The sequence below is a fragment of the Pseudoclavibacter terrae genome (assembly GCF_008831075.1).
GTDB classification, from domain to species: domain Bacteria; phylum Actinomycetota; class Actinomycetes; order Actinomycetales; family Microbacteriaceae; genus Pseudoclavibacter; species Pseudoclavibacter terrae.
The window spans coordinates 243,694-257,265 of sequence record NZ_WBJX01000001.1; the positions used below are offsets into that span (position 1 = coordinate 243,694).

The following is a 13,572-nucleotide window of genomic DNA, read 5'->3' on the forward strand; positions in this document are numbered from 1 at the left end:
GCAGCGATTGAGGCGCGGGTCGCGCTCAGTTAGCGTTCGCCTCGGCGCACACGGGCGGAGCGGACCCCGTCGACGTGGCGGCTGCTCGGCGGCGAGGACGTGTTGACGCGGCGGCTACTCGGCGGAGCGAAGCTCGTCGACGGGGGGACACTCGGTGGGACGGTCCCCGTCGACGCGGCGGTCATTCCGCGGCGAGGACCTCGTCGACGGGGCGGTACTCGAGGCCGAGGGCCGTCGCGACACCGCGGTTGGTGATGTGCCCGCCGTGCACGTTGAGGCCGAGCGCGAGCGCCGGGTTCTCCTGCATGGCGCGCTTCCACCCCTTGTCGGCGATGGCGGTCACGTACGGCAGCGTCGCGTTCGTGAGCGCGCGCGTCGAGGTCTCCGGCACGGCGCCAGGCATGTTGGCGACGCAGTAGTAGATCGAGTTGTGCACGGGGAACGTCGGGTCGTCGTGGGTCGTCGGGTGGGAGCCCTCGAAGCATCCGCCCTGGTCGATGGCGATGTCGACGAGCACCGACCCGTGCTTCATGCCGGCGACCATCTCGTCGGTCACGAGCTTCGGTGCGGCGGCACCGGGGATGAGGACGGACCCGACGACGAGGTCGGCCTCGGCGAGCTGCGCCGCGATCTCGTACGCGGATGACGCGCGCGTCTGGATCTTGCCCTGGAACTGCACCTCGAGCTCCCGGAGCCGGGGGATGTTGAGGTCGATGATGGTGACGTCGGCGCCCATGCCGACGGCGTTCGCGGCCGCATGCTCGCCGGCGACGCCGCCGCCGATGACGACGACCTTCGCCTTCGGCGTTCCGGGGACGCCGCCGAGCAGCATGCCTCGCCCGCCGGCGGCCTTCATGAGGTGGTACGCGCCGACCTGGGTCGCGAGGCGGCCAGCGACCTCGCTCATGGGGGTGAGCAGCGGCAGTGAGCGGTTCGTCAGCTGCACCGTCTCGTAGGCGATCGCGGTCGTGCCTGCGCCGGCGAGCGCCTCCGCCTGCGCCCGGTCGGCGGCGAGGTGCAGGTAGGTGAAGAGCACGAGGTCTGGCCGCATGTGGCGGTACTCGGAGGCGACGGGCTCCTTGACCTTGAGGAGCAGCTCTGCGCGCGCCCACACCTCGTCGGCGGTCGCGAGGATACGTGCACCGGCGGCCTCGTAGGCGTCGTCGGTGATGGCGGAGCCCAGCCCGGCGCCCGACTCGATGAGCACCTCGTGGCCGTGCCGCACGAGTTCGTGCACTCCGGCGGGCGTGATGGCGACGCGGTTCTCGTTGTTCTTGATCTCGGCAGGGATCCCGATGCGCATGATGACCTCTTTGTGTTCGTGCTGATTCGGTGCTGTTCTTCGGAAATCATGTGCAGAAAGTGTTTCGAACGGATTGAGAGCCGCAGGAATCACGGTTTTTGGGCCAGTATTGGTAGAAATCTGTGATCGAAGGGGACGCGCATGGCTGGAACACCGAAGGAACTTCGGGGCGTGGATGCCGGGTTGCTGGACGACGTCGACCGTCGGCTCGTGGATCTGCTGCAGGCGAACTCACGCCAGTCGAACACGCAGCTCGCGAATGCCGTTGGCATCGCGCAGTCGACGTGCATCGCGCGCGTGCGCTCGCTCGTCGATCGGGGCATCATCACGCGCTTCACCGCCGATGTCGGGCTGCCGCAGCTTGGCCTCGCCCTCCAGGCCCTGATCAGCGTCAACATCCGCTCCGGGCAGCGTCAGGAGCTCGCCCACTTCGCAGATGAGATGCGGGGCCTGCCCGAGGTGGTGCAGATCTTCTTCCTCGGCGGTTCGGAGGACTTCATCGTGCACGTGGCCGTGCGCGACTCGAACGATGTCCGTGAGTTCGTGGTGGCGAACCTCTCGACGCACCCGGCAGTCGCGTCCACGCGCACGAGCATCGTCTTCGACCACCACCGCATCCGCTGAACTGATCTGCCTGCCTGCCCAGAGCTCAGGCACAGACGTTGGGGTTGCGCATGCTCGGCGCAGCTATTGCCTGCCGAAGCCCCAGGTCTGCAGCCAGCAGGTTCTTCACCTTCTCTGCCCGCCTCGCCTCCGCCACGCCACCTGCATCCGGACTTCATCCCGTGATCTAAGAACGCACTAGTCGAAACCGCCGTTGCGTTCTTATTCTGTGTGCATGGAGCCAGCAGCGCAGCCGCAGGAAGACCTCGTCGCGACCCTCATCGTGCGCGGGAGGATCCGGGATGCGCGCGGCGTCTGGGGGCCCGGCGAGGTGTGGGCCGCGGGGCCCCGAATCGTTGCGGTGCACACCGGCGCGTCTCGCTCCCCGGCACCCGCAGGTGCCAGGCTGGTCGATGTCGGAGACTCCTACGTGCTGCCCGGTGTCGTGGATGCGCACGTGCACTCGCTCTCGCACGGCGGCGAGGGCATCGCCGCGTCGACGAGGGCCGCGGCCGCGGGAGGCGTGACGACGATCGTGGAGATGCCGTACGACGGCACCGGCCCCATCAACAGCCTGGACAGGCTGCGCGCGAAGCAGGATCTCGCGAACGACGAGGCGCACATCGACGTCGCGCTCCTCGGCACCCTCGCGCCAGGGGGCGGGTGGCGCGCGGCCGGCGAGCTCGCCGAGGCGGGGGCCGTCGGCTTCAAGGTCTCCCTCTTCCACACGCACGAGACGCGCTTCCCCCGCATCGACGACCGTGAGCTGCTGAGCGTCATGGCCGCGGTCCGGGACGCTGGCCGCACCCTCTGCACGCACGCGGAGAACAACGAGATCATCCAGTCGCTCCTCCGGGAGGAACGGGCGGCGGGCAGCACCGACCCGCAGTCGCACTCGCGGTCGCGTCCGCCGGTCTCGGAGACGCTCGGCGTGCTGACGGCGCTCGAGGTCGCCGCGAACACCGGCGCCCGCCTGCACGTCTGCCACCTGTCGCTGCCGCGCAGCGTCGACCTCGTCGAGTGGTACCGCTCGCAGGGCGCAGACGTCACGCTCGAGACGTGCCCGCACTACCTGACCTTCACTGAGGACGATCTCGAGACGCAGCGCGGGCACCTCAAGATCAACCCGCCGCTGCGCGATGCCGCCGCACGTGAGGGCCTGTGGGACCGCATCGGGCGTGGCGCCGTGAGCGTCGTCAGCTCCGACCACGCGCCGTGGTCGCGCGAGCTGAAGGAGCACGACGTGATGCTCGACAACAGCTCGGGTGCTCCCGGCGTGCAGACGCTCGTCGCCGCGACGCTCGGCGGGGCGCTGCGTCGCGACGCGTCCGAGGCGCTGCTGTCGCAGGCGGTGGATGCGCTCACCATCGCGCCAGCGCGCCGGTACGGTCTCGACGCGCGCAAGGGCTCGCTCGAGGTGGGCAAGGACGCGGACATCGTCGTGTTCACGCCGGGCGACGTATCCATCGAGCTCGAGCGGATGCTCTCGAACGCCGGCTGGACGCCGTACGAGGGCATGTCGCCGGGTGGCAGCGTGACGCACACGTTCTCCCGTGGTGAGCTGGTCTACTCCGACACCGCGGGGCTGCTCGCGGGCGCTGGCCGGGGAGAGGTCCTGGTCTGATCATGAGCGACCTGCGACCGAAGGCGGACCCGAACGGGCGACCCATCTCAGGGGGAGCCGCCGCATCCGGCGGTGGGAGCGGCACCGGTGGAGCGGCGTACAAGTCGCTGCACCGTGGCCTCGAGATCCTGCAGCTCATCCAGGGCCGCGGGCGCCTGAAGATCTCCGAGATCAGCAGCGAGCTCGGCATGCCCCTCTCGACCGTCTACCGCTACGTGACGGTGCTGCGGGATGCGGGGTTCGCGATCGAGATCGACGGGTACCTCATGCCGTCGAGTCGTCTCGCGGAGAGCGATGACGCCTCGCCGCACCTCGTGCGCTACGCGGCCCCCGTGCTTCGGCGCCTCCGCGAGCTCACCGGCATGACCGCGATTCTCGCCGTGCGGGTGCACATCACCGCCGTGTGCCTGGAGGTGTCGTACGCGCATCCGCAGCATCGCATCCCGTTCGGACGCGGCAAGGTGCGCAGCCTCTACGCGGGTGCCACGGCGCTGCCGCTGCTGGCGTACGCGCCGAAGAAGGTCGTCCGAGAGCTGCTGTCCGGCGGTCTGCGCGCGTACACGACGGCGACCATGAGTCCAGAGATGATCGAGCCGTACCTGCGTCAGGTGCGCGCCGAGGGGCACGCCGTCTCGTACGGGCAGATCACCCCTGGCATGGTCGGCATCGGCGTTCCCGTCTTCGCGGGCGGCCGCGTGCTGTGCTCACTGTCGCTTGTCGGTGACGAGCGGCAGACTGGGGCACTGGATGAGCGCATCGCGCTCCTCAAGCAGGGAGCCACGGAGCTCGCCGCGAAACTGCCATCGAACGTCGACCTCGAAGTCTGGAGCGATCAGAGTGCCTGAATCAGCCGCGACCCCCGCGAACAGCCAGACCCGCGTGGGCGGCGAGACGTCCACGAACGGTGGGACGCCGCCGCCGGCATCCGCGCCCCTCGCCAGCCCCATCCTCGCCCGCGGCACCCAGCCCATCACGGCGCAGCGCGGCACGAAGCTGCGGGCCAGGAACTGGCGGGCCGAGGGTCTGCTTCGCATGTTCGAGAACGTGCTCGAGGTCGGCGAGAACGCGGCGGAGCTCATCGTCTACGCATCGCTCGGCAAGGCCGCCCGCAACTGGGACGAGGCCTGCCGCATCGTCACCTCGCTGCTCGAGCTTGACGAGGCGGAGACGCTCATCCTGCAGACGGGCGCCGCAGTCGGCGTCATGTCGACGAAGCGCGACTCGCCCATGGTGCTGTCCGCCGTCAACAACACGGTCGGCAACTGGGCGACCAGCGACCGCTTCTACGAGCGGTACCGCGCCGGCCAGACCATCTGGGGCGGCCTGACCGCCGCGGCCTGGCAGTACATCGGCCGCCAGGGTGTGCTGCAGGGCACGTACGAGCTGCTGCGCGAGGTGCTCGTCCAGCACTACGACGCGACGGCAGAGGGCAGGTGGATGCTCACGGCGGGCCTCGGCGGGATGGGGTCGGCCCAGCCGATCTCTGCTCGCATCCTCGGCCTCTCGTCGCTGACCGTGGAGATCGACCAGGTCAAGATCGACCGCGCGCTCGCGGTGGGCGGCATCGACGTGCAAGCGCCGACTCTCGACGACGCGCTCGCGCTGATCGAGGCGGCGCGCGCCGAGGGGATCCCGGCGGCGGTCGCGCTGCACGCCAACGCGGCGGCCGTGTTCACCGAGCTCGCATCCCGCGGCGTCACGCCGGACATCGTCACCGACCAGACCGCCGCGCACGACGCGCGGTACGGCTACGTGCCCCTCGAGTACACGCTCGACGCGTGGATCTCGGCCCGCGAGACGGAGCCGGAGCGCGTCGAGGCGCTCGCACGCGCATCCATGGCGCAGCAGGTCGAGGCCATGCTCACGTTGCAGGAACGCGGATCGGTCGCGTTCGAGAACGGCAACAACCTGCGCGTGAAGGCGCTCGAGCACCTGGGGGAGGGCGAGACCGCCCGGGTCAACCGCATCCCCGGCTTCATGGAGGCGTACCTGCGGCCGCTCTTCGCTCGCGGCATCGGCCCGTTCAGGTGGGTGTGCCTGTCGGGCGACGTCGACGACCAGCTGACGATGGATGCGCTCGCCTCGTCGCTCTTCCCCGACCGCCCCGAGGTCGCCGAGTGGCTGGCGCTCGCGGGCGTGCATGTGCCGCAGCAGGGGCTGCCGGCCCGGTCGTGCTGGCTCGGCCACGGCGAGCGCTCGCGCCTCGCGCAGGCCGCGAACGAGCTCGTCGCCGACGGACGCCTCACAGCTCCCGTGCTCTTCAGCCGCGACCACCTCGACTCGGCTGGCATGACGCATCCGCGCATCGGCACGGAGGGCATGCGAGACGGCTCGGACGGGGTCACCGACTGGCCGCTGCTCGACGCCATGCTGCTCTCGACCGCGGGTGCCGACCTCGTCGCCATCCACTCTGGCGGCGGCGGCTACACGGGGTGGATGCAGTCGGCTGGCGTGTCGATCGTCGCCGACGGCAGACCGGAGACCCTCGAACGGCTCCGCCTCGCCCTCGACCTCGACACGGGCCTCGGCGTCATCCGCCACGCGGCCGCGGGGTACGAGGAGGCGAGCGTCGCCATCGCGCGCGGAGGCGAGACGGGGGATGCGCCCATCGCGGCCCTCGGGCTCGCCGCGCACAGCGCATCCGCTGGGCCAGCCACGCCCGCCCCGGAACCCCAAGCACTCTCAGCCAGCTCTGACACCGACCCCGAAGGGAACGCTCGTGCGTGAACTCACCCAGGAAGACGCCATCCACGGAGTGCTCGGGGGCGGTGTGCTCGCGTGCGGTGGCGGCGGGTGGAAGCACCACGGCGAGCTCATGGGTCGCATGGCGACCGAGCTGAACCGGCCGGTGCTCGCGAGCATCGACGAGCTGCCGGAGGACAGCTGGGTGGCGACGGTCACGGCTATCGGCGCCCCGGCGGCGAAGAACTGGGAGATCCGGCCGGTCGACTACGTGCACGCGCTGCAGGAGCTCATCAGGGCGACGGATGTGCCCATCGCGGCCGTCATGACCGCCCAGAACGGCTACTCGACGACCCTCAACGGGTGGATCCAGTCGTCGGTGCTCGGCGTGAAGGTGCTCGACGTGGCCGGTGACGTGCGTGCGCATCCGACCGGCAAGCTCGGCTCGCTCGGCCTCGCCGAACGCGAGGGGTACGTGGCGACGCAGGTCGTGTCTGGCGGCAACCGCGCCCTCCACGGGCACTTCCTCTCGGTGAACACAGGCACGATCAACACGTGCGACGACGTGCTGCGCGACATCTCGGTGCGCACGGGCGGCTTCATCGCGGCCGCCCGCAACCCGGTCGAGCTGAGCTATGTGCGCGAGCACGCCGCGCACGGCTCGATCTCGCTGGCCCTCGACCTCGGGCGCGACATGGCCGCCGCGCTGCGCAAGCGGGGCGCCGGCAAGCAGGAGGCGTTCGTGCAGGCCGTGGTCGAGCGCCTCGGCGGCACCGTCGTGTCACGCGGCCCGCTCGGCTTCGAGGTGCTGACCGAGACCCACGGCGGCTGGGACCACGGCACGTTCCGCATCGGCGACTTCACGGTGCCGTACCTCAACGAGTACATGGCCATCGAGTCGGGCGGCGAGCGCATCGCGACCTACCCGGACACGATCATCATCCTCGACGCCAAGCTCGGCGAGGCCGTCGCGGTCAAGGACGCCTACGAGGGCGAGGAGGTCGTGCTCGTCTCGGTGCCCGCATCTGCGCTGCCCGTGTCGTCGTCGGCCATCGACGAGACCGGGCTCGCGGAGATCGAGCGGATCATGGGCATCGACTTCCTGAAGTACCGCGACTCGGGTCTCGTCGGCGGGACGGTCGGCTATGTCAGCTGACACCGCGGATGCGCTGCTCGGCGCCGTCGACCCGTCCAGTCTCCGGCCCGACCAGCAGCGGGTCCTCGCCGACCTGACCGAGCTCGCCGGGCTCGTCGAGAGCGCCGAGCCGGGCTTCTCGCGCCGCGTGTTCTCCGACGCGTACCGCGCGGGGCGCGAGTGGGTGCGAGACCGGATGCGCGCGGCGGGCCTCGAGGCGCACATCGACCCGGCAGGCAACGTCGTCGGCGTGCTGCGCGGCGCGAACTCGGCGCTCAAGCCCCTCATGACCGGGTCGCACACCGACACCGTGCACGCGGGCGGACGCTACGACGGCATCGTCGGCGTGCTCGGCGGCATCGAGGTCGCGAGGCGGCTCCGCGAGGAGGGCATCACCCTCGCGCGAGACCTGTACGTCGTCGACTTCCTCGGCGAGGAGGCGAACTCGTTCGGCGTCTCCTGCATCGGGTCGCGGTCGATCGCCGGACTCCTGCTGCCAGAGCATCTCGAGCGCACCAACGGCGACTCGGCGCTGCGGCTCGGCGACGCCATGACAGGCTTCGGCCTCGACACCGGCGGCGCGCTCGGCCAGGCCTGGGCGCCCGGCTCGCTGCACGCCTACCTCGAACTGCACATCGAGCAGGGCCCGCAGCTCGAGCGCAGCGGCAAACAGATCGGCGTCGTCACGGCGATCGCCGGCATCGAGCGGCTCATGGCCGCCTTCTCCGGCCGCGCCGACCACGCAGGCACCATGCCCATGCAAGGCCGGCAGGACGCGCTCATCGCGGCCGCCGAGGCGATCCTCACGATCGAGCGAGAAGCGTGCGGCGCCCCCATCCACGGAGTGTCGACGACCGGCCGCATCGAGTCGTCACCCGGATCCTTCAACATCGTTCCAGACGAGGCGCGCATCTGGGCGGAGATGCGCAGCGTGGATGCGTCGTGGCTGCACGGCGCGAAGCGTCGCGTCGCCGAGGACATCGCGGCGGGCGCCGCCCTGCGCGGCGTCGAGACCGCCATCGAGTGGCTCAACGACCAGGATCCGGTCGCGGCAGACCCCGACGTGCAGCGCCTCCTCGGTGACGCAGCCGACGCGCTCGGCTACACGTGGGAGGCGGTGCCCTCCGGTGCAGGCCACGACGCCGCGCACCTCGCCCACCTCGGACCGATGGGCATGATCTTCGTGCCATCCGTCGGCGGGCGCAGCCACGTTCCCGAGGAGTTCACGGAGGCAGACGACATCACCGTCGGCATCCACGTGCTCGCGACAGCACTTGTCGCCGCCGACCGCAGCGAGCGCCCCCTCGTCGCGAGCTGAGCCCGCGGCCCTCGCCGAAGTCTCGGGATGGAAACTTCGCTTCGTTGCGGGAAGTTCCCCAGTACGAAGTGAGTTCGCCAGCCCGAATCCTTGGGCGCTGCCTCAGACCCCACCTTGGGCCCCACCTCCGGCCCTACCTCCGCTTCGGGATGGCTTGCAACCCATCTGCGTGCGTGCATCCCATCCCGAGACTCACGGAGTCCACGCCGAAACGCACGGAATCCGCGCCGGGACGCACGCAACCCACCCCGAGACCGCTCGGACGGCGTCGAGTCGGGCGAAAGTCCAGGCTCGGCCCCCAGGCTTGGCAGTCGGATGCACGTGCATCCGCTCACAGACAACTGATGCGGAAGCGGGGAACACCATGGCGACGTTTGTGCTCATCCACGGTGGAGGATCGTCGAGCTGGGACTGGCACCTCGTCGTGCCGAAACTCGAGGAGGCGGGGCATCGCGCGGTCGCCGTCGACCTGCCGGTCGAGGAGCCGGGCCTGTCGCTCGTCGACTATGCCGATTCGGTGTCGGCGCAGCTCGACGAGGCGAGGGGCGACAGCTCCGACGGCGACGGGCAGGGCGAGCAGCTGGTCATCGTGGGCCATTCGCTTGGCGGCTTCACGGCCGCGCTCGTGGCTGAGCGCCTGGACGCCGACGGGCTCGTGTACGTCGCCGGGATGATCCCGAAGCCGGGGGAGACGATGCAGGAGTGGTGGGATGCCACGGGCCATAGCGCGCTCGGTGTCGATTCCGAGGACGAGCTCGTCTTCTACAACCTGGTCCCAGACGACCTGGTCGTCGATGCGAAGGCGCACGTCCGCGAGGAGACGGGGTCGTGGATGGATGCGCCGTGGCCCGGAGTGGGCCGGGAGACGCCGACGGGGTTCATCGCCGCCGAGGACGACCTGTTCTTCCCGCTCGAGTTCGCGAAGCAGCATGCGCGCGACCGCGCCGGGGTCGAGGCGGTTGTCGTGCCGGGTGGTCACTACGTCGCCATCGGCGCGCCGGACCCGCTGGCGAAGGCGCTCGCGGAGTTTGCTGACGGCCTCTGACCTCGAGGGTCGGTACGCTCGTCGGATGCAGCAGCTCACCGAGGCCCAGATTCGGGATGCGTTCGTGAACGCCTCGCGCAAGGAGGTCAGCGACGTGACCCTGCCGCCCGGCTTCCACGATGTCGACTGGGAGAGGCGCGACTACCTGGGCTGGACGGACCCGAAGCTGGGGCGTCGCGCCTACGCGGTGGTCCCCGTCGACGGCGAGCTCGTCGGGATCGTGTTCGAGCGGGCGCGCAAGCTGCCGACGCGTCGGGCGATGTGCTCGTGGTGTGAGGACGTGACGCTGCCGAACGACGTCGTGTTCTACAGCGCGAAGCGCACGGGGGAAGCCGGTCGGCGCGGCGACACCGTCGGGACGCTCGTCTGCGCTGCGTTCGAGTGCTCGGCGAATGTGCGCCGCCTGCCCCCGTCCGCGTATATCGGCTACGACCGGGATGCGGCGCGCGAGCAGCGGAAGGAGAACCTGCGGACGCGCGCGGCGAGTTTCGCGCGCAACCTGCGCGACGGGGTCTGATCCTCGTCGCGGAGCAGGTGCGTCTCGATCCGGTCACTCCCTCCTTCCGGAGGTGGCGAGTGTCGGTGGCATGGTCCATCGTGGATTCCACGACAGCCACTCGACGAGGAGCGACCTGTGAGCCACGACGCGAAGAACAGCGGATCAGCACTCCGCGACCCCGAACTCCCACCTGTAGCGGTGGAGGATCTCGACCCAGACGCTGAGAAGCCGAGGTGGACGCCGGCGAAAGTCGCCCTCTGGGTTGGCATCGGACTCCTGGGCGGGCTGGCCTGGACGATGCTCGCGATCGTCCGCGGCGAGACGGTCAACGCGATCTGGTTCGTGTTCGCCGCCGTCTGCACCTACCTCATCGCCTACCGCTTCTACTCGAAGCTCATCGAGCGCAAGCTCACGCGTCCCGATGACCGCCGCGCCACACCCGCCGAGTACAAGGCGAACGGTAAGGACTTCGTTCCGACCGACCGGCGCGTGCTGTACGGCCACCACTTCGCCGCGATCGCCGGTGCCGGTCCTCTGGTCGGGCCGGTGCTCGCCGCGCAGATGGGATACCTGCCAGGCACCGTGTGGATCATCGTCGGCGTCGTCCTGGCGGGGGCTGTGCAGGACTACCTCGTGCTGTTCTTCTCCACCCGTCGCGGTGGGCGCTCGCTGGGGCAGATGGCGCGTGACGAGCTCGGCGTGATCGGCGGCATCGCGGCGCAGATCGCGACGCTCGTCATCATGATCATCATCGTCGCGATCCTCGCGCTGGTCGTGGTCAACGCGCTCGGCGAGAGCCCGTGGGGTGTCTTCAGCGTTTCCATGACCATCCCGATCGCCCTGTTCATGGGGCTCTACCTGCGCTATCTGCGCCCGGGCAAGATCACTGAGATCTCCATCATCGGGTTCGTGCTGCTCATGTTCGCGATCGTCGCCGGCGGCTGGATCGCCGACACCGAGTGGGGCACGCAGATCTTCACGCTCGACCGCACGACCATCGCCTGGGGCATCATCATCTACGGGTTCGTCGCGGCCGTGCTCCCCGTCTGGCTGCTGCTCGCTCCCCGCGACTACCTCTCGACGTTCATGAAGATCGGCGTCATCGTGATGCTCGCCGGCGCGATCGTGGTCGTGCGACCCGAGATCGAGGTCCCTGCGTTCAGCGAGTTCGCGAGCCGCGTCGACGGCCCGGTCTTCTCCGGTTCGCTCTTCCCGTTCCTCTTCGTGACGATCGCGTGCGGCGCCCTCTCCGGGTTCCACGCGCTCATCGCATCCGGAACCACCCCGAAGCTCGTCGAGAAGGAGAAGCAGACCCGCTTCATCGGCTACGGCGGCATGCTCATGGAGTCGTTCGTCGCCATCATGGCGCTCGTCGCGGCGCTCTCCATCGACCGGGGCATCTACTTCGCCATGAACTCGTCGGCGGCCGCGACGGGCGGCACCATCGAGGGCGCCGTCGCCTTCGTCAACTCGCTCGGGCTCACTGGCGTCAACCTGTCGCCGGACGCGCTCTCTACGATGGCGACGAACGTCGGCGAGGAGAGCATCGTGTCCCGCACGGGCGGCGCGCCGACCCTCGCCGTCGGGCTCGCGCAGATCATGCAGCAGTTCATCGGCGGCGTCGGCATGATGAGCTTCTGGTACCACTTCGCGATCATGTTCGAGGCGCTCTTCATCCTCACCGCCGTCGACGCCGGCACCCGAGTCGCCCGCTTCATGCTGCAGGATGCGATCGGCAACTTCGTGCCGAAGTTCCGCGACCCCGACTGGAGGCTCGGCGCCTGGATCGCCACCGCCGTCATGGTGGCGGGCTGGGGCGCGATCCTCATCATGGGCGTCACCGACCCGTTGGGCGGCATCAATACGCTCTTCCCGCTGTTCGGCATCGCCAATCAGCTGCTCGCCGCCATCGCGCTGGCGATCTGCCTCACGATCGTCGCCAAGAAGGGCCTGTTCAAGTGGATGTGGATCGTCGCGCTCCCGCTGGCGTTCGTCGCGGTCGTCACGATCACGGCGTCTGCGTTCAAGATCTTCTCGCCGGTCCCCGCCGTCGGGTATTGGGCGCAGAACGCAGCCTTCCGGGACGCGCTTGCGGCTGGCGAGACGAGCTTCGGCAACGCGAAGACCGTCGAGGCCATGGAGGCGGTCGTGCGCAACACGACCGTGCAGGGGTCGCTGTCGATCCTGTTCGTGACGCTGTCGATCATCGTCATCGTCGCCGCGCTCGTCCGCACCTTCCGCGCGGTGCGGGGCGACCTCGGTCAGAGCACGGAGGACCCGGCGACGCCGTCTCGCCTGTACGCCCCAGCTGGGTTCCTGCCGACGAAGACCGAGCGCGAGTTGCAGCGCCAGTGGGACGCGGTCCCCGCCGACAAGCGCCCCGACCTCGTGAGGCACTGACGTGACGAACCCCCCGAACTCCGGGATGCGCCTGGCTGTGGCCACAGTCGGGCGCGTCCTGCGGGCGGTCCGCTGGTACGTGACATCGATGATGGGCGACAACGCCTACGAGGTGTACGTCGCGCACCAGCGCCGCGCGCATCCGGGCGTCGAGCCGATGGGCGAGCGCGCGTTCTGGAGGGAGCGCACCGACGAGCAGGACAGAAACCCGCAGGGACGCTGCTGCTGAGGGGGCCTACAGGCCCGCGACACCCTTCGCCGCGCGGTGCGCGATCACCAGGCTCGAGATGACGCCCGCCAGCGTCGCGACGACGGCGAGGGCGAGCGAGACGAGGTACGGCGCGACCGTTCCGGCGGAGAGCACGGACACGACCGCGAAGACCATGCCGGCCCCAGCTCCCGTGTTCGCGGGCCGAAGCGCAGCTTCGTGTCCAGCGCGCCAAGCCTCATCGGAGGAGCGGGTCGCCGCCGTCCGCAGCCCCGCATACCCCCAGCGGTCGAGTCGGCCGTCCGCACCCCAGCGAACCGTGAGCATGCTCACGAGGTTGCCGACGATGAGGATGACCGCCACAGCGATGGCAGCGGGAAAGCTCGGTGGCTGGAGTTCGATCACTGGGGGTTTCGGGTTCGGCTCAGAGGCAGACGGCGACTGCGGGGCTCGGGGGAGCCGTGCGCAGACGCCTACGCGCGCTTCTGCTCGTAGCCGCTCGCGTCGTCGTCGTCTTCGTCGGCGTCATCATCGTCGAGGTACTCGGACCACTTCGAGAGGATGTCGTCGGCTGGTTCTTCAGTCACTGGCTGCGTCACCGGATAGCTCGAGGAGCCACCGGACAGTTCACGTGCCAGCGCGTCATAGTTCGTCTCATGTACGGAGTACTTGAGCTCACGGGCGACCTTGGTGTGCTTCGCCTTTTGACGGCCACGCCCCATGCGTAACCCCCTTATAAATCGGGCCGGGCAGGA

General features: G+C 69.6%; 12 protein-coding genes and 1 pseudogene. 10 read left to right on the forward strand and 3 right to left on the reverse strand.

Annotation, left to right across the window (positions count from 1 at the left end; all coding sequences use genetic code 11):
* Positions 1–181 precede the first annotated feature (181 nt).
* Positions 182–1,303 (reverse strand): alanine dehydrogenase, encoded by a 1,122-nt coding sequence (ald, locus tag F8O03_RS01215; RefSeq protein ID WP_151422036.1) that lies wholly within the window; start codon positions 1,301–1,303, stop codon positions 182–184.
* 141 nt (positions 1,304–1,444) lie between these two features.
* On the opposite strand from ald, the gene F8O03_RS01220 reads away from it, so the two are divergent.
* The 10 genes from F8O03_RS01220 (at position 1,445) to F8O03_RS01265 (ending at position 12,838) form a co-directional block, all read left to right on the forward strand.
* Entirely contained in the window at positions 1,445–1,927 is a 483-nt protein-coding gene (locus F8O03_RS01220; protein WP_151422037.1) for an Lrp/AsnC family transcriptional regulator, read from the forward strand.
* 214 nt (positions 1,928–2,141) lie between these two features.
* Positions 2,142–3,530 (forward strand): dihydroorotase, encoded by a 1,389-nt coding sequence (locus tag F8O03_RS01225; protein ID WP_151422038.1) that lies wholly within the window; start codon positions 2,142–2,144, stop codon positions 3,528–3,530.
* A gap of 2 nt (positions 3,531–3,532) precedes the next feature.
* Complete coding sequence (locus F8O03_RS01230) at positions 3,533–4,375, forward strand: IclR family transcriptional regulator (RefSeq protein ID WP_104251604.1); 843 nt, start codon at positions 3,533–3,535, stop codon at positions 4,373–4,375.
* Positions 4,368–6,257 (forward strand): urocanate hydratase, encoded by a 1,890-nt coding sequence (locus tag F8O03_RS01235; RefSeq protein WP_208851770.1) that lies wholly within the window; start codon positions 4,368–4,370, stop codon positions 6,255–6,257. The genes F8O03_RS01230 and F8O03_RS01235 overlap by 8 nt, the downstream gene beginning before the upstream one ends.
* Entirely contained in the window at positions 6,250–7,368 is a 1,119-nt protein-coding gene (locus F8O03_RS01240) for an S-methyl thiohydantoin desulfurase domain-containing protein (protein ID WP_151422040.1), read from the forward strand. The genes F8O03_RS01235 and F8O03_RS01240 overlap by 8 nt, the downstream gene beginning before the upstream one ends.
* Positions 7,358–8,665 carry a M20 family metallo-hydrolase gene (locus F8O03_RS01245; protein WP_151422041.1) on the forward strand — a complete coding sequence of 436 codons (1,308 nt, stop codon included), beginning with the start codon at positions 7,358–7,360 and terminating at the stop codon, positions 8,663–8,665. The genes F8O03_RS01240 and F8O03_RS01245 overlap by 11 nt, the downstream gene beginning before the upstream one ends.
* A gap of 364 nt (positions 8,666–9,029) precedes the next feature.
* Positions 9,030–9,710, forward strand: coding sequence for an alpha/beta fold hydrolase (locus F8O03_RS01250; RefSeq protein ID WP_151422042.1), 681 nt, complete (start codon positions 9,030–9,032; stop codon positions 9,708–9,710).
* A gap of 25 nt (positions 9,711–9,735) precedes the next feature.
* Positions 9,736–10,227: an FBP domain-containing protein gene (locus F8O03_RS01255; protein ID WP_104251609.1), complete on the forward strand. Its 492-nt coding sequence runs from the start codon at positions 9,736–9,738 to the stop codon at positions 10,225–10,227.
* 117 nt (positions 10,228–10,344) lie between these two features.
* Positions 10,345–12,609 carry a carbon starvation CstA family protein gene (locus F8O03_RS01260; RefSeq protein ID WP_151422043.1) on the forward strand — a complete coding sequence of 755 codons (2,265 nt, stop codon included), beginning with the start codon at positions 10,345–10,347 and terminating at the stop codon, positions 12,607–12,609.
* 25 nt (positions 12,610–12,634) lie between these two features.
* Positions 12,635–12,838 (forward strand): YbdD/YjiX family protein, encoded by a 204-nt coding sequence (locus F8O03_RS01265; protein ID WP_104251611.1) that lies wholly within the window; start codon positions 12,635–12,637, stop codon positions 12,836–12,838.
* A 6-nt stretch (positions 12,839–12,844) separates the two neighbouring features.
* Here F8O03_RS01265 and F8O03_RS01270 read toward each other — a convergent pair whose 3' ends face one another.
* On the reverse strand, positions 12,845–13,222 hold the full coding sequence (locus tag F8O03_RS01270) for an SdpI family protein (protein WP_104251612.1): 378 nt from the start codon (positions 13,220–13,222) through the stop codon (positions 12,845–12,847).
* 185 nt (positions 13,223–13,407) lie between these two features.
* Positions 13,408–13,539 (reverse strand): annotated as a pseudogene (locus F8O03_RS18560) (DUF3073 domain-containing protein); the annotation flags it as partial.
* Positions 13,540–13,572: the final 33 nt, after the last annotated feature.